At 61.1% G+C, this 19851-nt stretch carries 19 protein-coding genes; 14 read left to right on the top strand and 5 right to left on the bottom strand.

From position 1 onward, the window contains the following. Positions 1–69: 69 nt before the first annotated feature. Positions 70–1293: a serine/threonine transporter SstT gene (sstT, locus tag B2U07_RS03560; RefSeq protein ID WP_296275860.1), complete on the bottom strand. Its 1224-nt coding sequence runs from the start codon at positions 1291–1293 to the stop codon at positions 70–72. Positions 1294–1813: 520 nt separating this feature from the next. Here sstT and B2U07_RS03555 point away from each other — a divergent pair. After that, entirely contained in the window at positions 1814–3139 is a 1326-nt protein-coding gene (locus B2U07_RS03555) for an MFS transporter (protein WP_296275858.1), read from the top strand. A 73-nt stretch (positions 3140–3212) separates the two neighbouring features. Here the strand turns inward: B2U07_RS03555 and B2U07_RS03550 are convergent, their stop codons facing one another. The 4 genes from B2U07_RS03550 to flgA all read right to left on the bottom strand — a co-directional run bounded on the left by B2U07_RS03550 (position 3213) and on the right by flgA (position 5800). Further along, positions 3213–3962 carry a flagellar brake protein gene (locus B2U07_RS03550; protein ID WP_197858165.1) on the bottom strand — a complete coding sequence of 250 codons (750 nt, stop codon included), beginning with the start codon at positions 3960–3962 and terminating at the stop codon, positions 3213–3215. Between the two features lie 89 nt (positions 3963–4051). Next, on the bottom strand, positions 4052–4519 hold the full coding sequence (locus B2U07_RS03545) for a flagella synthesis protein FlgN (protein ID WP_197858166.1): 468 nt from the start codon (positions 4517–4519) through the stop codon (positions 4052–4054). A 50-nt stretch (positions 4520–4569) separates the two neighbouring features. After that, entirely contained in the window at positions 4570–4905 is a 336-nt protein-coding gene (flgM, locus tag B2U07_RS03540; protein WP_197858167.1) for a flagellar biosynthesis anti-sigma factor FlgM, read from the bottom strand. A 136-nt stretch (positions 4906–5041) separates the two neighbouring features. Continuing rightward, positions 5042–5800, bottom strand: a complete 759-nt coding sequence (flgA, locus tag B2U07_RS03535; protein WP_296275854.1) for a flagellar basal body P-ring formation chaperone FlgA — start codon at positions 5798–5800, stop codon at positions 5042–5044. A gap of 77 nt (positions 5801–5877) precedes the next feature. Between flgA and B2U07_RS03530 the strand changes: the two genes are divergently transcribed. From B2U07_RS03530 to B2U07_RS03470, 13 genes are all read left to right on the top strand, one after another. Then, on the top strand, positions 5878–6810 hold the full coding sequence (locus tag B2U07_RS03530) for a chemotaxis protein CheV (protein ID WP_197858169.1): 933 nt from the start codon (positions 5878–5880) through the stop codon (positions 6808–6810). 44 nt (positions 6811–6854) lie between these two features. Then, positions 6855–7682, top strand: a complete 828-nt coding sequence (cheR, locus tag B2U07_RS03525) for a CheR family methyltransferase (RefSeq protein ID WP_197858170.1) — start codon at positions 6855–6857, stop codon at positions 7680–7682. Between the two features lie 309 nt (positions 7683–7991). Beyond that, positions 7992–8399, top strand: coding sequence for a flagellar basal body rod protein FlgB (gene flgB / locus B2U07_RS03520; protein ID WP_296275851.1), 408 nt, complete (start codon positions 7992–7994; stop codon positions 8397–8399). Between the two features lie 11 nt (positions 8400–8410). Next, entirely contained in the window at positions 8411–8854 is a 444-nt protein-coding gene (gene flgC / locus B2U07_RS03515; RefSeq protein ID WP_143508575.1) for a flagellar basal body rod protein FlgC, read from the top strand. Between the two features lie 19 nt (positions 8855–8873). Next, complete coding sequence (gene flgD, locus B2U07_RS03510; protein ID WP_161865554.1) at positions 8874–9539, top strand: flagellar hook assembly protein FlgD; 666 nt, start codon at positions 8874–8876, stop codon at positions 9537–9539. Between the two features lie 36 nt (positions 9540–9575). Further along, complete coding sequence (gene flgE / locus B2U07_RS03505; RefSeq protein ID WP_296275847.1) at positions 9576–10946, top strand: flagellar hook protein FlgE; 1371 nt, start codon at positions 9576–9578, stop codon at positions 10944–10946. Between the two features lie 213 nt (positions 10947–11159). Next, the gene (locus B2U07_RS03500; RefSeq protein ID WP_296275845.1) at positions 11160–11900 is read left to right on the top strand and encodes a flagellar basal body rod protein FlgF; all 741 of its coding nucleotides are present in this window, start codon (positions 11160–11162) and stop codon (positions 11898–11900) included. A 46-nt stretch (positions 11901–11946) separates the two neighbouring features. Beyond that, complete coding sequence (flgG, locus tag B2U07_RS03495; protein WP_296275843.1) at positions 11947–12732, top strand: flagellar basal-body rod protein FlgG; 786 nt, start codon at positions 11947–11949, stop codon at positions 12730–12732. A 39-nt stretch (positions 12733–12771) separates the two neighbouring features. Then, positions 12772–13470, top strand: coding sequence for a flagellar basal body L-ring protein FlgH (gene flgH / locus B2U07_RS03490; RefSeq protein ID WP_197858175.1), 699 nt, complete (start codon positions 12772–12774; stop codon positions 13468–13470). Between the two features lie 254 nt (positions 13471–13724). Further along, positions 13725–14804 (top strand): flagellar basal body P-ring protein FlgI, encoded by a 1080-nt coding sequence (locus B2U07_RS03485; RefSeq protein ID WP_031306690.1) that lies wholly within the window; start codon positions 13725–13727, stop codon positions 14802–14804. A gap of 14 nt (positions 14805–14818) precedes the next feature. Next, positions 14819–16003, top strand: coding sequence for a flagellar assembly peptidoglycan hydrolase FlgJ (gene flgJ, locus B2U07_RS03480; protein WP_296275841.1), 1185 nt, complete (start codon positions 14819–14821; stop codon positions 16001–16003). A 9-nt stretch (positions 16004–16012) separates the two neighbouring features. Beyond that, on the top strand, positions 16013–18058 hold the full coding sequence (gene flgK / locus B2U07_RS03475) for a flagellar hook-associated protein FlgK (RefSeq protein ID WP_296275839.1): 2046 nt from the start codon (positions 16013–16015) through the stop codon (positions 18056–18058). 62 nt (positions 18059–18120) lie between these two features. Continuing rightward, the gene (locus B2U07_RS03470) at positions 18121–19809 is read left to right on the top strand and encodes a flagellar hook-associated protein 3 (RefSeq protein WP_296275837.1); all 1689 of its coding nucleotides are present in this window, start codon (positions 18121–18123) and stop codon (positions 19807–19809) included. The last annotated feature ends 42 nt before the right edge of the window (positions 19810–19851 follow it).

Below are 19851 nucleotides of genomic sequence, written 5' to 3'. Positions count from 1 at the left end.
CGGTGGGGGACATTCCCGGCTCCAGGGGCAGAAGGCGTGCACGTCGTGCACACCTTCTGTTCGTCGGGGTCAGGCCCGGCGTCGTTCTTCGGCCAAGCAGGCGGCAGCGGTGAACAGGGCATCGGTGGACGAGTTCAGCGCGGTTTCCGCCGAGTCCTGAACGATGCCGATGATGAAACCAATGGCGACGATCTGCATGGCGACGTCGTTGGGGATGCCGAACAGGCTGCAGGCCAGCGGGATCAGCAGCAGCGAGCCGCCCGCGACACCCGAGGCGCCACAGGCGCTGATCGAAGCCAGCACGCTCAGCAGCAGGGCCGTGGGCAGGTCGACGGCGATGTCCAGGGTATGCACCGCGGCCATGGTCAGCACGGTGATGGTGATCGCCGCGCCGGCCATATTGATGGTCGCACCCAGCGGGATGGACACCGAATAGGTTTCCTCATGCAGGCCGAGGCGCTGGCACAGCTGCAGGTTGACTGGGATGTTGGCAGCGGAGCTGCGGGTGAAGAAGGCGGTGATACCGCTCTCGCGCAGGCAGGTGAACACCAGCGGGTACGGGTTGCGGCGCAGCTTCCAGTACACCAGCGCCGGGTTGATCACCAGCGCCACCAGCAGCATGCAGCCGACCAGCACCACCAGCAGGTGCAGGTAGCCGAGCAGGGTGTCGAAGCCGGACTCGGCAAGGGTCGCGGCAACCAGGCCGAAGATACCCAGCGGTGCCAGGCGAATTACCAGCTTGACGATGGCGGTGACGCCATTGGCGAGGTCACCCAGCAGCTGCTTGCTGCCGGCGCTGGCATGGCGGAATGCGAAACCGAGGCCGATGGCCCAGGCCAAAATGCCGATGAAGTTGCCGCGCAGCAGCGCATTGACCGGGTTGTCGACCACGTTCATCAGCAGGGTCTTGAGTACCTCGCCGATACCGCCGGGCGGCGTCAGCTCGGCAGCCTGGCTGCTCAGCACCAGCGACGACGGAAAGGCGAAGCTGGCTACCACCGCCACCAGCGCGGCGCTGAAGGTGCCGACCAGGTACATCAGCAGAATCGGGCGAATGTGGGTCTGCTGGCCATGCTGGTGATTGGCGATGGACGACATCACCAGAATGAACACCAGGACCGGAGCGACAGCCTTGAGTGCGGAAACGAACACGTTACCGATGAAACCGACGGACAGTGCCGCCTGCGGGGCGACCACGGCGAGGGCGATACCTGCGAGCAGGCCGATGATGATCTGCGTCACCAGACTGGTACGGTTAAGGAACTGCAGGGCAGGGTGCATGGCTTGGGACATCGCGTGGTTCTCTGGTTGCTGGGCGCGTTGCAAGTGGCGTCGTGCCTGATTCGAGAGGTTTTTCAGCGCAGCCTGCAGAAGGCCGGCCGAAAAAATAGCGCGCGACTCTAGCACAGCCTGGTCATGCGTCGCGTCATGGATGGACATCTGGACGACAGGGTGCAAGCCGGTGTCGCATCTCGGTAAGCTTTGCCTGCTTTGAATATTGCATAAGCGAATCAGGCTTTCGCGATAAGCCTGCCGCCGACCGGCAGGGCGAGCGAGTTGCTCCCGAGCCCGGCGGCGCAGGGATTCGAGGTGCCGTAAGAATTGACGCTACGCTATACCAGGCCCATCGAGCATCCGAAGCGCGCGGCCAATCGAACTGTTTGCCGGGCAATTCATCGAAGGGTACATCGCCTGCAAACTCATGGAGCTGAACCGCTACCGGGGCGACGTGACGCTTAGTGAGCGTCGTGTTTCGGTCGGCCAAGGTCGGACGCCATTTATCGTTATCGAGCACAAGGAGCTTTACCCGCCAATGCGACTGATCTGGAAGTCATTCCGCTCGCTGTATTTCGCTACCATGCTGATGTTGCTCGGTTCCGGTCTGCTCAGTACCTATCTGGCTCTGCGCCTCGCCGATACGGTTGATGGCCTGTGGGTCGGCGCATTGATGGCAGCCAACTATTTCGGCCTGGTGCTGGGTGGCAAGCTGGGTCATCGCCTGATTGGCCGGGTGGGGCATATACGAGCCTACGTGGCCTGCGCTGGAGTCGTCACCGCGGCGGTGCTCGGCCACGGCCTGGTGGAGTGGCTGCCGTTCTGGCTGTTCCTGCGCATGTTGGTGGGTGTGGGCATGATGTGCCAATACATGGTGATCGAGAGCTGGCTCAACGAGCAGGCTGAAGCCAGACAGCGCGGCCTGGTATTCAGTGGCTACATGGCAGCGTCCTACCTGGGGCTGATTCTCGGACAACTGGCCCTGGTGCTTCACCCCACGCTGGGGCTGGAGCTGCTGATGCTGGTGGCGCTGTGTTTTGCCCTGTGTCTGGTGCCTGTGGCCCTGACCCGTCGGCTGCACCCGGCGCCCCTGCATCCTGCACCGCTGGAGCTACGCTTCTTTCTGCGGCGAGTGCCGCTGTCGCTGACCACCATTTCGGTGGCTGGCCTGCTGATCGGTTCGTTCTACGGTCTGGCGCCGTTGTATGCCTCGCGCATGGGTCTTTCCACCGAGGAGGTGGGCCTGTTCATGGGTAGCTGCATTCTGGCTGGCCTGCTGGTGCAGTGGCCGCTGGGCTGGTTGTCCGACCGCCATGACCGTGTGCGCCTGATTCGCGGCTGCGCGGTGCTGCTGTTACTCGCGGCCCTGCCGCTGGCGGCGTTGCCGGAGGTCTTTCTCGGTTTGCTGATCGGCATCGGTTTTCTGGTCAGCCTGATGCAGTTCAGTCTCTATCCGCTGGCGGTGGCGCTGGCCAACGACCACGTTGAGCCGGAGCGGCGCGTGTCACTCACGGCGATGCTGCTGGTTACCTTCGGCGTCGGTGCCTGCATCGGTCCGTTGCTGACGGGCGTGCTGATGCGTTTCTATGGTGCCAATATGCTGTACGTATTTGCCTGCGTTTGTGCGTTGATTCTGGTCTGGCGCATTCGCCCTGAAAGAGTGACGCACCTGCATCAGGTCGATGATGCACCGCTGCAGCACATGGCCATGCCCGGCAACGTCGCTAGCTCGCCGCTGGTGGCAGCGCTCGATCCGCGGGTGGATGAGCAGACTGTGCAGGAGCAGATGCAGGAGCCTGCCGCCGCTGCGGCAGCGGCGTCCGAAGAGGAGGCAGGGAAAGAGCGGGTGGATATGTCCGCATAAGTGTTGTGCGCCTTGTAGGAGCGGACTTGTCCGAAATCGCGAATAAATTCGCTCCTACAGGATTGCGCTGGGTTCAGAAGGGGGCGTCGCTCTCGGTGCGGCGCGCCTCGCGCTGCAACTGGTAGACGAAACGCTCGACCAGGCGCTGCTCCAGGCCGTTGATGCGGTGAAAGCGAGTGCCGACGAAGGTCATGTCGACCTTGTCCTCATACTGCACGTGACGCATCTCCACGGCGCAGGTCAGATCGCCGAAAGGTAAGTAGGCAGTAAGGCGTTCATGCACCTGGCCGCCGCTTAACTGCTGGCTAAGATCGCCGGCAAAGCGCAGCTTGCAGCCGGTGGCAGAGATGTCCAGCAAATGACCGGGTAGCGGCTCGCGCAACTTGTCGCCATTGAGGACGACTTTGACCAGATCGCTCTGCTTCAGTTGTGCGCGAAAGGCGCTGCGGCGCTGGTGATAGATCACCTCATCGGGCAAGGGCGCCCAGTAGCACGGGGCACCATCGAGTTCGCCGAGCTGCACGTCATGGTCACAGGTCCAGGCCACGCGCACGCCGTCGCGAAACGCCTCGACGCTGAAAGGTTCGCCCTGTTTGAGAAAGCGTTCGCCGTCGGTGGGGATGATTTCATCGAGCGCGATGCGCGCACGATCCTTATCGATTTCGACAAGGTAGCTTTGAAAGCGCTGGCCACGATCCTTGAACTGAACGACCAGGGGGTCATGGTTTTGCTGCAATTGACGCAGGGTGGCAATGATCTCGACAGATGTCTTGAGCACCTTGGGCGGCTGAGGACCGCTCTCATCGTTGAACGCACTGGACACAGTTCGGAACTCTCCGAGTCATGGACTACAACGGCACCAGCATACTGGCAGAGTGCCTGCATGTCCCTGTGCTTTTTTGTAATGAGGGCTCAGGCCTGACTGAGCGGCCTTTGCTGCGCGATTCTAGCGGCACTACCTCGGCTGTCATAGAGGCCGGGCGTTTCGCCGCCACGGAGAATGCCGAGGACGCTGCCCACCGATGCCTGGTTGGCGCGGATCAAGCGACCATTGCGCAGATTGGCCTCCTGGCAGCGCTGGAGCAGGGCGGAAAGTTCTTCGCTGCGAGCAAACAACTGATCGCCTACGGAAGATTTGCTCGCCAGCTCGCCAAGTCCCTCGCGGTCGGCGCTCAGGCCGGCGTTCTGCAGCAGGCGGCTGCGGTCGTTGCCGTGCTGCTGGAGCAGGGCAAGCAAGGGTTGCTTTTCGTTGAGCAGGCTATCGAGGCGCGGCAGGTCGCGCTCGGTGAGGGCCTGGAATTCGTTATCGATCAGCTCAAGCAGTTGCTCGGCGGTGCCGATATCGGAGGTAAACAGGTCAAGCAGGGCTGTGTCGTGCATGGCGGGCTCTTGGGGGTCGGGCGTCCAACACCCCCAGCGCAGCCCTGGGACTAGCGCTGGGATTCGAAGTCGAGCAGTTTCTGGGCGACGCGTTTGCTGTCGACCTGGTAGCTGCCGTCGGCAATGGCCTGTTTCAGCTCGGCCACGCGCTCTTTATTGACGATGGGCTGATCGCGCAGCTTCTCGCCGATTGCTTGCAACTGTTGTGCCTCACGGCTCAGCTGCACGGATTCGCCGCTTTTGGCGTTGGTTTGTTCATCGGTACCGGTGACAGGCGCCTTGTTCGGCTGCGCCGATTCATTGCGAGTGCCAGCCTGAGTCGCGCCGGTACGCCCCGCGTTGGCGGGCGTGTTGGCATTGTTCAGCCGGTTGAAGTCGATGACCATGATGCAGAACCTCGGACGATATGGTGGACGCTTGCCATGCTTTTCGGCCGCTGCCGGGAGAACTTTAGGACTATTTTCATTGCGTCGTTCAAACAGTGTAGGGAATCGCCAGACCTTTGCGCTACAAGAAACATGCCTACATGGACACTTCCACCTGGCCAGGGCCGACAACGCGGGCTCGAACCACCCGCTGCGAACGTAGATTGCGCACATTGATCTGTTCGCCCGGAGCACCATCTGTCAGGGCTTCGCCCGGCATGCGCACGTTCACCGTAGTGCCGCGGGCGCTGATAACGACCTGGTCGCCGCGGCGTATGACCTCGGCGATTTGCAGATGGCTGGGCGCGAGAACCTGATCGCCGCCCAGCTGTCGCGTCAATTTCTTGCCGATTGCCTGCGCCGGGTCCGTCAGAAAGTTTTGACCGAGTAGTCCTACGTCGCGTTCCATCAGGCTGAGATCCGCGGGTTTGACTATGCTCATGCGCTTGAGGGGGCGGGTCAGTACGACGACCGGTCGATACAAGCGTATCTCCGCGGGCACGAACACCGTCCATGGAGAGCTGCCGTCACAACGCACTCGCGTGGTGACTCGTCCCAACGGTTGTGCCGGGCTTTCCAGTGTGGTGCTCAAAGGCTGGTCACATACCGGCAGACGCAAGCGTGGGTCGAGACGATTGACGCGAATCTCATGGCGCCCCTGAATTTCGCTACGCTGTAGATATTCGGTGGTTGCCTGCTCAAGAAAGGACTCGGTCGCGCCGATAAGTTGTTCAGTGCTGGTGAAGGTGGCAGCCGCCGTACCGCTGTAGCCGAGTGTCGGCAAAGCGAGTAGAACAGGCAAGGGCGCAAGGCACTTTGCCAGTAGCTGTCGGAATGATGACGTTTTCTGCTTCATACGTGTTGCAAAGCAAGCCCCGTGCCGCCTGCTAGGCTCAATGGGGTAGGCGTTACTAGACAAGAAGGAGTCCGGGCATGGCCGGGTTGATGGATTCGGTTAACCAGCGCACGCAGCTGGTAGGGCAGAACCGCTTGGAGTTGTTGTTGTTCCGCCTGGAAGGCCCACAGCTTTACGGTATCAACGTATTCAAGGTGAAAGAGGTGCTGCAATGCCCCAATCTCACCATCATGCCCAAATCCAGCCGGGTGGTGCGGGGCGTGGCCAACATTCGTGGCGGCACCATCCCTATTCTCGACCTGTCCATCGCCACCGGGCGGGCGCCGCTGGAAGACCTGAAAACCAGCTTCGTCATCATCACCGAGTACAACACCAAGGTTCAGGGCTTTCTGGTGCGTTCGGTCGAACGTATCGTCAATATGAACTGGGAGGAGATCCATCCGCCACCCAAGGGCACCGGGCGCGATCACTACCTGACCGCGGTCACGCGGCTCGACCAGCAGCTGGTCGAGATCATCGACGTGGAGAAAATCCTCGCCGAGGTTGCGCCGACCTCGGAAGTGATCTCCGCGGGCGTCATAGACGAGCAGGTGCAGAGTCAGGCGGTGACCAAGCACGTATTGATCGTCGATGATTCCTCGGTGGCCCGCAAACAGGTATCGCGCTGCCTGCAGACCGTAGGTGTCGAAGTGACCGCGTTGAACGATGGTCGCGAAGCCTTGAACTACCTCAAGAAAATGGCGGAAGAGGGGCGCAATCCCGACAAGGAACTGCTGATGCTGATTTCCGACATCGAGATGCCCGAGATGGACGGCTATACGCTGACGACGGAGATTCGCAGTGATCCGCGCATGCAGAAGCTGCATATCCTCCTGCATACTTCGCTTTCGGGTGTATTCAACCAGGCGATGGTGAAGAAGGTCGGTGCCGACGATTTTTTGGCCAAGTTCAAGCCAGATGATCTGGCGGCGCGCGTGGTCGATCGCATTCGCGTATCGGATGAGGGCTGAAGGCATGACCTTCAGCGAATGTTAAGGTAGGTGAGGCGGCACTAGTGTCTTCAGGTAATTTGGATTTCGAGCAGTTCCGGGCTTTCCTGGAAAAGGCCTGCGGTATTCTGCTTGGCAGCAACAAGCAGTACCTGGTCTCCAGTCGTCTGAACAAGCTGATGGAGCAAAATGGCATCAAGACCCTGGGCGAGCTGGTGCAGCGCATGCAAAGCCAGCCGCGCGGCGGGCTGCGCGAGCAGGTGGTGGATGCCATGACCACCAACGAGACCCTGTGGTTTCGTGACACCTATCCGTTCGAGGTGCTGAAGAGTCGCGTGCTGCCGGAGCTGATCAAGGCCTATCCGGCCCAGCGCCTGCGCATCTGGTCGGCAGCCTGCTCGTCCGGCCAGGAGCCATACTCGTTGTCGATGTCCATCGATGAGTTCGAGCGCACCAATCTCGGTCAGCTCAAGGCTGGGGTGCAGATTGTCGCCACCGATCTGTCGCCGTCGATGCTGGCCAACTGCAAATCCGGTGAGTACGACAGCCTGGCCATGGGGCGTGGCCTTTCGCAGGAGCGCCTGCAGCGTTACTTCGACCCTAAAGGGCCGGGACGTTGGCAGGTCAAGGCGCCGATCAAGAGCCGTGTCGAATTTCGTCCGCTCAACCTGCTGGACAGTTACGCGGCGCTGGGCAAGTTCGATATCGTGTTCTGCCGTAACGTGCTGATCTACTTCTCTGCCGAGGTTAAGAAAGACATTCTCACGCGTATTCACGCCACGTTGAAGCCGGGTGGCTATCTGTTCCTCGGCGCCTCCGAGGCGCTCAATGGCTTGCCGGAGAAATACCAGATGGTGCAGTGCAGCCCCGGGATCATCTACAAGGCGAAATAGCCGCGAGATTCGTTCGGCATACAAAGCAACGGGAGGCCATATGGCCTCCCGTTTGCGTTTGTAGGTGCGCATTTATTCGCGACGGTGGCGAACCTCACCGTTCATAGATGCGTTCCTATAGGCGGCAAGCTGGCAAACGCCCTTTGCCACTCGCTTGCCAACAAGCGGTAATGCCTTGCCGCTTTGCCGCTGTCCGTTGCCAGATTTAAGAATAAGCCATTGATTTTATTGATTTAAATAAGTTGGCACAGCCTTTGCTGAATAGCTCGCAACAGTGACCACATGGCCCAGCGGCAAAGGTTCGAAAACATGAGCATCAACTTCGGTAGCGCACTCGGCATCCATGAACAGGCACTCGGCTTCCGCTCCCAGCGTGCCGAAGTGCTGGCAAACAACATCGCCAACGCCGATACCCCGAACTACAAGGCGCGCGATCTCGACTTCGCCAGCGTGTTGGCCGAGCAGAACAACCGCATGCAGCGTGGCGGCGTTTCCCTGAACCGCACCGACAGCCGGCATATCCCGGCCGAAGGTGTGAAAAGCGGCGAAGCCGAGCTGCCGTACCGCACGCCGTTCCATGCCTCGCTGGATCAGAACACCGTCGACCTGCAGATCGAACAGTCGAACTACGCCGAGAACGCCGTGCAGTTCCAGGCCAGCTTCACCTTCCTCAACAGCAAATTCAAAGGGCTGACCGCAGCCCTGCGCGGCGAATAAGGAGCGCGACCATGTCCCTTGCCAGTGTCTTCAATATCGCCGGAACCGGCATGAGCGCCCAGAGCACTCGCCTGAACACCATTTCCAGCAACATCGCCAACGCCGAGACCGTGTCCTCGAGCCTGGATCAGACCTACCGCGCCCGCCATCCGGTATTCGCTACCGTGTTCCAGCAGGCGCAGGGCGGCGACCGTGGTTCGCTGTTCGCCGAGCAGGACGAAGCCGGCCGTGGCGTCCAGGTCCTGGGCGTGATCGAGGATCAGAGCAGCCTGATGCCGCGTTACGAGCCGGATCATCCCATGGCCAACGGCGACGGTTATGTCTACTACCCGAACGTCAACGTGGTCGAGGAAATGGCCGACATGATCTCTGCCAGTCGCGCCTTCCAGACCAACGTTGAAATGATGAACACCGCCAAACAGATGTTGCAGCGCGTACTGACTCTGGGTCAGTAACGCATCGAGGAGATTTCGGATGAGCACAGTAGGCGGAACCAGCTCGGTACTCGACCAGTATCAGATCAAGCAGGACACCAAGCAGAACAAGGATCTCGGCAAGAATGAGTTTCTCAATCTGCTGGTGGCGCAGTTGAACAACCAGAACCCGCTGGAGCCGCAGGGCAACGGTGAGTTCATCGCCCAGCTGGCGCAGTTCAGCCAGGTGGAAGGGATCGAGAAACTCAACACCAGCATGGGGTCGATGCTCTCCAGCTTCCAGTCTTCGCAGGCGTTGCAGGCGTCCTCTCTGGTCGGGCGCAAGGTTATCGTGCCGGGCGAGAAGGCAGTGGTCGATACCAGTGAGAGCTTCAAGGCCAGTACCGTGCTGCCGGTCAGCAGCAGCAACGTGTACGTCAACGTCTATAACAACTCCGGTTCGCTGGTCACCCGGATCAACCTGGGCGAGCAGGCCGCTGGCAATGTCAGCTTCATCTGGGACGGCAAGGATTCGAGCGGCAATGTGGCGCCGCCCGGCACCTACAAGTTCGAGGCGCAGGCCACCTACGGTACCGAAACCAAAGGTCTTTACACCATGCTGCCGGCCAACGTCGACAGCGTGACGCTGGGCGGCAACGAGCTGATGCTCAATCTTGCCGGCCTCGGCAACGTTCCGCTTTCCCAAGTGCAGGTCATCGGCCAGTAATTATTGACGCCGGTCGTTCCGGCGAAGGAGTCTTCCATGTCGTTCAATATCGGTCTCAGTGGTCTGCGTGCGGCAACCAGCGACCTCAACGTCACCGGCAACAACATTGCCAACGCCGGTACTGCCGGCTTCAAGCAGTCGCGTGCCGAGTTCGCCGATCTCTACGCCTCGTCGATGCTCGGCACCGGCAAGAACCCGCAGGGCAGTGGCGTGCTGCTGGGCGATGTGGCGCAGATGTTCAACCAAGGCAACATCAACTACACGCAGAACGCCCTGGACATGGCTGTCAACGGCAACGGCTTCTTCGTTACCAGCAATAACGGCGAGATCAGCTATACCCGTGCCGGCTACTTCGGTACCGATCGCGATGGTTATATCGTCAACAACTTCGGCTACCGCCTGCAGGGCTACTCCGCTGACGACAGCGGCAATATCTTGCCGGTACAGGCCGACCTGCGCGTCAGTGCTGGTCAGCAGGAACCCAAGGCCACCACCTCGGTGACCCAGACCATCAACCTGAATTCCAACGCCGTGCGCCCGGCCAACGCCGGCACCATGGCGGCGCCGACTTTCGATCCGAGCGATTCCAAGTCCTTCAACTGGTCGACTTCCACCAATATCTACGACGCTCAGGGCAACGCCCACGTCATGACCCAGTACTTCGTGAAGAACGAGGCGCCGGCCAACAATGGCTGGACCATGCATGTGCTGGTCGATGGTGTGAATCCACGCGATCCAAGCAGCACGCAGCCTTACAGCTATTCCATGGGCTACGATGCAGCGGGGCAGTTGAACAACCCGGCCATGACGCCGATTCTGTCGACGCCGCCAAACCCGGCGCTGGATGCGCCAGCCATCGCCGCGGGTACGGTTAACGGCATATTCACGCTCGGTGAGGCGGACTGGACTCCAGCCGAGAAGGACCCGGCTAACCCAGGCAGCATGGTGGCCAATGGCGCCGATAGCGAGGCCTTCACTTTCGATATGCGCGGTTCGACTCAATACGCCGCGTCGTTCGCCGTCAATTCGGTCAGCCAGGATGGCTACACCACCGGCCAGCTCGCCGGGGTGGAGGTGGACGATACCGGGGTGATCTTCGCTCGTTACACCAATGGTCAGTCCAAGGTGCAGGGTCAGGTGCTACTGGCGAACTTCGCCAACGTGCAGGGCCTGACTCCCGTTGGCAAGACCGCCTGGGTGCAGTCGTTCGAGTCGGGTGAGCCTGTGATCGGTACACCGCGCAGCAGCACCCTGGGTGCCCTGCAGGCTGGCGCGCTGGAAGACTCCAACGTCGAGCTGTCGGACCAGTTGGTGAACCTGATCGTGGCTCAGCGCAACTACCAGGCCAACGCCAAGACCATCGAAACTGAAAGCGCCATCACCCAGACCATCATCAACCTGCGTTGATGATAACGGTTGAGGCAAAGCGGCAAGCCGGGCTTGCCGCTTTGCCGTTCCAGTGCCGGCAAAACCTCGCCGCCGACATCATCCTCGAAGCTCCCTATATCTTTTAAAATCCTTTTAAATCAGTGTCTTGAATTTGTTTTTTCGGGTCTGGCATGGTGCTTGCTATATAGCTTGCAAAGAGCCAAGGGCACGTCGCCCACTCGGAGAATTACCATGGACAAGATGCTGTACGTCTCCATGACCGGAGCGCAGAACAACACGCTGAGCCTGCGCGCCCACGCCAACAACCTGGCGAACGTTTCCACCTCGGGGTTCCGTCGCGATTTCGAGCAGGCGCGTTCGATGCCTTTGTTCGGTGAAAGCTATCCGGCGCGCGTGTTCGCCATGACCGAGCGCCCAGCCACCGATTTCCGTCCGGGATCGCTGCAGGAAACCGGCCGCGACCTGGACGTGGCGATCGGCGGCAAGGGTTGGATCGCCGTGCAGGCGCCTGACGGCAGCGAGGCCTACGTGCGTACCGCCAGCCTGAACATCGATGCTCTGGGTGTGCTGCGTACCGGCAATGGCTTGCCGGTGATGGGCAACGCCGGGCCGATTGCCGTGCCGCCGGAGCAGAAGGTGGAAATCGGCCAGGACGGCACCATCAGCATTCGAGCGCTGGGCGAGAACCCCAACGTGCTGGCTGAGGTGGACCGCATCAAGCTGGTCAACCCTGATCCCAGAAGCATGGAGAAGGGCACCGATGGCCTGATTCGCGTCAAGGGTCAGCCAGAGGTCGAGGCCGACGCCACTGTTCAGGTGACTTCCGGCTTTCTCGAGGCGAGCAACGTCAATGCCGTCGAGGAAATGACCGCCATCCTGTCCCTGTCCCGTCAGTTCGAACTGTCGGTAAAGATGATGCGCACCGCCGAAGACAACTCGTCGGCCATGGCGCGGGTTTTGCAGATTAGCTAATTACCAGCACGCGGCGCCGTAAAACCGGCACCCGAGGAGAAACGATATGCTTCCGGCACTGTGGGTCAGCAAGACTGGTTTGTCCGCCCAGGACATGAACCTGACCACCATTTCCAACAACCTGGCCAACGTCTCCACCACGGGCTTCAAGCGCGATCGTGCCGAGTTCGAGGATCTGCTGTACCAGATTCGCCGCCAGCCTGGCGGTCAGTCCAGCCAGGACAGCGAGCTGCCTTCCGGTCTGCAGTTGGGGACCGGTGTGCGGGTGGTGGGTACGCAGAAAATCTTCACTGCCGGCAGTCTGCAGACCACCGAGCAACCTTTGGATATGGCTGTCAACGGTCGCGGTTTTTTCCAGATCCTGCAGCCCGACGGCACCGTTTCCTACACCCGTGATGGCAGCTTTCACCTGAACTCGGATGGGCAGATCGTCACCTCCCAGGGCTTTGCGCTGGAGCCGGCGATCGTGCTTCCCAACGAAGTGCGTACCTTCACCGTGGGTGAGGATGGCACCGTTTCGGTGACCACTGCCGGCAACCCGCAGCCGCAGATCATTGGCAACATCCAGCTGGCTGACTTCGTCAACCCGGCGGGGCTGGAGGCCATCGGCAACAACCTGTTCCTGGAGACAGGCGCTAGTGGCGCGCCGCAAGTCGGCAATCCGGGCCTCAACGGTCTGGGCACTACGCTGCAGAACACCCTGGAAAACTCCAACGTCAGCGTGGTGGAGGAGTTGGTGAACATGATCACCACCCAGCGTGCCTATGAAATGAATTCCAAGGTGATTTCCACCGCCGATCAGATGCTGTCCTTCGTGACGCAGAACCTCTGATCCTTTTGACTCTGTTGTGAACGCCGCGAGGTAGTGGTTATGAACCGGCAAATTCTCTGTTTCCCCCTGTTGGCTGGCCTGCTGCTCAGCAGCGGCTGCGTGGCGCCGACAGCCAAGCCGGACGATCCCTATTACGCGCCGGTACTGCCGCGCACGCCGCTGCCGGCCGCGCAGAACAACGGTTCGATCTACCAGGCCGGCTTCGAAAATGGCCTGTATGACGACCGCAAGGCCTTCCGCATTGGTGACATCATCACCATCACCCTCAACGAGCGGACCCAGGCCAGCAAGAACGCCAACAGCAATATTCAGAAGGACAGTAACGCCAACCTTGGCGTGACGTCCTTGTTTGGTTCGACCCCTTCGGCTACCAATCCGCTGACGGGTAGCAAGATGGACCTAGGCGTCCAATTCAATGGCGAGCGCGAGGCCAGCGGCTCCGGCCAGGCGGGGCAGAGCAACAGCCTGTCCGGCTCGATTACCGTGACCGTCGCCGAAGTGCTGCCCAACGGCATTCTCGCCGTGCGTGGCGAGAAGTGGATGACCCTCAATACTGGTGATGAGCTGGTGCGTATCTCCGGTCTGGTTCGTGCTGACGATATCGCTACCGACAATACCGTGGCTTCCACCCGCATCGCCGATGCGCGCATCACGTACTCGGGCACCGGCGCGTTCGCCGATGCCAGCCAGCCTGGCTGGTTGAGCCGTTTCTTCGTCAGCCCGCTGTGGCCGTTCTGATCGGGGTGTTATCGATGAAATCCTGGCTGGCTCATGCCTCGTCCCTGCTGTTCAACCTGCTTTCCCAAGGCTACACGCGAGCCACGGCAAGCGGGTCTGCGCGCAAGGCATTTGCAGTGACCTCGACTGCCAAGCGAGGGCTGCGCGTCCATGGTCTCGAATCGGCACAGGCCGGCGACTGCCGTCGCCAGTTCGCTGTCGCCCATCGTGGCTATCGTCATCGCGGCGCCAACGATTGGGTGCTGCTGGCGACCATGCTTGCGTGCCTGCTGCTGAGTCTGCCGACCCAGGCCGAGCGTCTGAAGGATCTGGCATCGATTCAGGGCGTGCGCAGCAACCAGCTGATCGGCTACGGCCTGGTGGTCGGCCTCAATGGTAGCGGTGACCAGACCACGCAGACGCCTTTCACCGTGCAGACCTTCAACAACATGCTGGCGCAGTTCGGCATCAAGGTGCCGCCGGGCGGCAACGTGCAGTTGAAGAACGTCGCAGCCGTTTCGGTGCATGCTGACCTGCCGGCGTTCGCCAAGCCGGGGCAGACCATCGACATCACCATTTCCTCCATCGGTAACGCCAAGAGCCTGCGTGGCGGCAGCCTGCTGATGACGCCGCTCAAGGGGATCGACGGCAACGTCTACGCCATCGCCCAAGGCAACCTGGTGGTCGGTGGCTTCGATGCCAGCGGCGCCGATGGTTCGCGAATCACCGTCAACGTTCCGTCTGCCGGCCGTATTCCCGGTGGTGCCACTGTGGAGCGTCCGGTACCGAGTGGCTTCGATCAGGGCAACTACCTGACTCTGAACCTCAATCGCCCCGACTTCACCACGGCGAAGAATATCGTCGATCAGATCAACGACCTGCTTGGCCCAGGCGTTGCCCAGGCCATCGATGGTGGCTCGATTCGTGTCAGTGCGCCGCTCGATCCCAATCAGCGCGTCGACTATCTGTCGATTCTGGAAAACCTGCAGGTCGAGGCGGGCAAGGCGGTGGCCAAGGTCATCATCAACTCGCGCACCGGCACCATCGTCATCGGCCAGGACGTCAAGGTTCAGCCGGCCGCCGTCACCCACGGCAGCCTGACCGTGACCATCACCGAAGACCCCATCGTCAGCCAGCCTGAAGCGTTTTCCGGCGGGCAGACTGCGGTGGTGCCGCGCTCGCGTGTGGGTGCCGAGGAAGAAGCCAAACCGATGTTCAAATTCGGCCCTGGTACCAGTCTCGACGAGATCGTGCGGGCGGTGAACCAGGTGGGCGCTGCACCTTCCGACCTGATGGCCATCCTGGAGGCGCTCAAGCAAGCCGGCGCCCTGCAGGCCGATCTGATCGTGATCTGAGGAGGATTGCTGCCATGGATTCTCGACTCTCAGCCGGTCTGCTCGGCAACGGCAAAAGCCCGATCGACAGCGGTTCTTTTACCGACCTGAACCGCCTCAACCAGTTCAAGGTAGGCGGCGATACCGAGCAGAACATCCGCAAGGTCGCTCAGGAGTTCGAATCGCTGTTCATGAACGAAATGCTCAAGGCCATGCGTTCTGCCAACGCTGCGTTCGGCGAGGGCAACTTCATGAACAGCAACGAGAGCAAGACCTATCAGGACATGCACGACCAGCAACTGGCCGTAACTCTTTCCAAGGAAGGGCGCGGTATCGGTCTGGCCGACGTGATGGTGCGGCAGATGTCGAAAATCAAGCAGCCGTCGAGCCGTCCCAACCCTTTCGCGCAGGTCGAGCAGCCGCTTGCCGCGGCGAGCGAGTCGAAGGCCGACAAAGTCGCCAGCAGCGAAGGCTTCCGTGATGACGCGGCATTGATCAATCGTCGGCGTCTGGCCGTGCCGGGCAAGCTGGCGGATCGTCTACTGGCCGGCATCGTACCGTCAGCCGGAGAGGGTGAGGGTAAGGCACTCTCGGGCAATGACTGGATTCCGGCGCAGGCCAGCGCCGCGCCCAAGGATAAAGGCCTCAGTCTTGGCAACAGCGATGCCTTGACCGGGCGCCGTATCGCCCAACCGCCGTTGGCACCGGGCAAGGCCGCGTTCAGTTCGCCGCAGGAATTCGTCGCCACCATGCTGCCGATGGCGGAAGCGGCTGCCGAGAAGATCGGTGTCGACCCACGTTATCTGGTGGCCCAGGCCGCGCTGGAAACCGGCTGGGGCAAGTCGATCATCCGTACCCGTGATGGCGATAGCAGCCATAACCTGTTCGGCATCAAATCCCATGGCGGCTGGGAGGGTGAGTCGGCCCGTGTTCTGACGACCGAATACAAAGGCGGCAAGGCGGTCAAGGAGGCGGCCAGCTTCCGCGCCTATGACTCCTACGCGCAGAGCTTCGACGATTACGTCAGCTTCCTGCAGAACAATGGGCGCTACGACAAAGCGCTGAGCTCTACCGAGAACCCCGAGCGTTTCGTCAAGGAACTGCAGCAGGCCGGTTATGCCACCGACCCGAACTACGCACGCAAGATCTCGCAGATCGCTCGCAAGATGCAGACCTATCAGGCAATCGCCGCTGCCGATAGCGCCACTACAAGGACTTGAGGTTGAATCATGGCTGACCTACTCAACATCGGTCTTTCCGGTCTCGCTGCGAACAAGACATCGCTGGCGGTTACCGGCCATAACATCGTCAACGTCAATACGCCGGGCTTCTCTCGTCAGGAGACGATCCAGGCTACGCGTACGCCGCAGTTCAGTGGTGCCGGCTATATCGGTTCGGGCACGACCCTGACCGACGTACGGCGCATCTATAACGACTTCCTCAATACCCAGGTGCGCAGCAGCACGGCGCTCAACAGTGATACCAAGGCGTACCTGAGTCAGATCAACCAGCTCGATTCGCTCCTGGCTGGTAGTAATACGGGCATTACTCCTGCTATGCAGAAGCTGTTCGCAGCCCTGCAGACCGCCGCGGAAGACCCGGCCAACGTACCGGCCCGGCAGTTGGTGCTGTCCGAAGCGGAAGGCCTGGCCAAGCGTTTCAACAACATCTACGACCGCTTGTACGAGCAAAACGCCTTCATCAACAAGCAGCTCTCGGCGGTGACCGATCAGGTCAACCAGTTGGCGACCTCGATTGCCGGCTACAACGATGCGATCGCCGTGGCGTCATCCAATGGCCAGGCCCCTAACGACCTGCTCGATGCCCGTGAAGAGGCGGTGCGCAAGCTATCCGAGTTCGTCGGCGTGACCGTGGTGCCGCAGGATGACAACACCTACAACCTCTTTATCGGTTCCGGCCAGCCGTTGGTGGTGGGCAAGAATGCCGCGCGCCTGGAGGTGACGCCGGGGCAGTCCGACCCGCTGCGCAGCGAGATCCAGTTCGTCAGCGGCAACTCCCGGCAGAATGTCAGCTCGCTGATCACCGGGGGCGAAATGGGCGGCCTGCTGCGCTATCGGCAGGACGTGCTGGACACATCGATGAATTCCATCGGCCGCCTGTCCTTATCCATCGCCGACCAGATGAATCGCCAGCTGGGCCAGGGGCTCGACCTCAATGGTGAGTTCGGCAAGGAGCTGTTCCGTCCGATCAATGATCCACTGTTGCTGGCCCAGCGCAGCCTCGCGCGCATCGGCAATAGCGATCCGATGGCCAACCTCAATGTCAGCATCACCGACACTACGCGCCTGACCACCAGCGATTACGAAGTTCAGTTCACCAGCGCCACCGAATATGTGGTGCGGCGTTCTTCCGATGGCGCTGTGTTCCCCGCCAGTCCGGCGACCTTCGACATCAACGCGGTGCCCGCGCCGGAAGTCGACGGTTTTTCCCTGAGTGTGGCACAGGGCACCTTCGCGGCTGGCGACCGCTTCACCGTGATGCCGACCCGTAACGCGGCGCGCGATACTCGTGCTGACATGAAAAATTCGGAGGAACTGGCCTTCGCCGCTCCGCTGAAGACCGAGTCCAGCCCGGGCAATACCGGCACCGGTACCGTCAGTCAGCCCAAGCTCAGCACCGAGATCGACATCTACGATCCAGCAGCCCAGGCCGATATGGAAACCAGCCTGCGCAATGCCCCGCCGATGCGCATCGTCATGGGCGCCGCCGGCGGTGCTACCCAATCTTATGAAGTGCTGGACATCAACGGCAACGTGATCAACAGCGGCAACATCACGCCCGGCCAGAGCAACAAGATCACCATCAACGTGCCGGCCAATCCGCCGAACGTGCCCAGCGCCTTCGCCTACGAAGTGAGTATCGGCGGGCGCCCCTCGCAGGGCGACAATTTTTCGGTGTCGTTCAACACCAACGGTGTTTCGGATAACCGCAACGCCCTGAACCTGGTCGACTTGCAGAAGAAATCGGTGATCGGCATCAACCCGGCGGCGCCGGATACCACGGGGGCGAGTTTCTCCGACGCCTATGGTGACCTGGTCGAACGGGTGGGCACGCTGACCAGCCAGGCGCGGGTCGATGGCGAGGCGACTGGCGCGATTCTCAAGCAGGCCACCGACAACCGCGACTCGGTGTCCGGCGTGAACCTCGATGAAGAGGCCGCCAAGCTGATCCAGTTCGAGCAGTATTACCAGGCATCGGCGCAGATCATTCAAGTTGCGCGCAGCTTGTTCGATACCCTGATCAATTCATTCTGATAGTTGCCCTTCCTGCGGGAAGGGGTAGCCTGTGAAAACAGGCTCGGCAAGAGGCAAGCCCCATGGTTATGCGCATTTCCTCCATCCAGGCGTTCAACAACGGCGTTTCCGGCCTGGGGCGCAACTATTCGAACCTGATCCGCACCCAGGAGCAGATCAGCAGCGGCAACCGCATCCTTACGCCCGCCGACGATCCGGTCGCGTCGGTACGCCTGCTGCAACTCGAACAGCAGCAGGCCATGCTCACCCAGTACAAGAACAACCTCACCGCAGCAGACAACAGCCTGGTGCAGGAGGAAGCCACCCTCAACTCGATCAACACCGTCATGCAGCGCGTGCGCGAACTGGCTGTACGAGCTGGCGGCGGCGCGCTGTCGGCTGAAGACCGGCAATCCATCGCCAAGGAACTGGAAGAGCGCGAGGGCGAGCTGCTTAACCTGATGAACAGCCAGAACGCCCGTGGCGAGTACCTGTTCAGCGGCAACCTGGGCAAGACCGCGCCGTTCGTGCGTAATCCCGACGGCACCTATTCCTACATGGGTGACGAAGGCCAGCGCAGCCTGCAGGTCGCCAGCTCCACCAACGTGGCGATCAATGACAACGGCAAGCGCCTGTTCGAGAGCGTGAGCAACGCCAATCGCACGGCCAGCAACGGCGGTGTCAACAATCCGGCGTTGCCGTCACCGCCGCTGCCGGGCACCATCATCGCCCCAGTGCCGGCCGATGAGCAGCGGGTTTTTATGTCCCCCGGCCTAGTCGAAGACGACCGTGCCTTCAACTCCAATTTTCGCAACGGCGAGCCGTACTCGCTCACTTTCGTCAGCGGCAACGAGTTTCGTATCTATGACGCCTCCGGCGCTGACGTGACCTCGGAGATTCCGGGTGGCGGCAAGATCGATCCGCTGACCAGCAACGGCAACACCATCAACTTCCGTGGCATGCGCTTCCAGCTCGACGTGGTGCTCAAGGAAGGGGACAACCCGCAGGACCTCAACAATCTGGTGGCTGACATCCAGCCCCCGGCTACCGCTGGCACGCCAGGCGCGGGAACCCACAGCTTCACCCTGCAGTCGGCTCCCACCGACTTCGCCGTGACCCGGTCCTCCACCAATACCTCGGCAGCCGTGGTGTCGGGGGGCGGCATCGTCAACCAGGGCGTGTTCGATGGCCAGTTCCCCACCTCAGGTGTGGTGGTGCGCTTCACCAACGACACCGACTACGAGGTTTATGCCCAGCCGTTGGGGCCTAACAGTACCGTGCTCACAACCGGTTCGGTGACCGCACCTTATCCGGCGACCTTCGACGTTTACGGCGCGCAGTTCACCATGTCCGGTCCGGCCGCCGCGGCCGGCGGTGACGAGTTCGGCATCCAGCCGCAGTTTCAGGAACAGCGCAGCATCCTCGACAGCATCGCGCGCCTGCGCCAGACGCTGGAATCCTCGCCGAGCTCGCCTGCCGGCAACCTGGCCATTCGTGATGAAGTGGCCATCGCCCTGAAGAACTTCGACAACGGCATCGCCAATGTCGACGAAGTGCGCACCGAGATTGGCGCCCGGCGCAACCTGATCGAGACTACTCAGGTCGATAACGAGGACGTCACTCTGGTGAACAAATCCGTGCAGGCTGAACTACGTGAACTGGATTACGCCGAGGCTCTGTCGCGTCTGTCGTTCCAGACCATCGTGCTCGAAGCGGCGCAGCAGAGTTATGTAAAGATCGCGGGATTGAATCTGTTCAATCAGCTGCGTTGAGCCGCCAGCGCATGGCCGCTCGATTAGCGGCGAGGCACGTTT

Source organism: Pseudomonas sp. UBA7530, assembly GCF_002479365.1.
Lineage (GTDB): Bacteria > Pseudomonadota > Gammaproteobacteria > Pseudomonadales > Pseudomonadaceae > Aquipseudomonas.
This window is presented reverse-complemented; position numbering and strand designations above follow the sequence as displayed.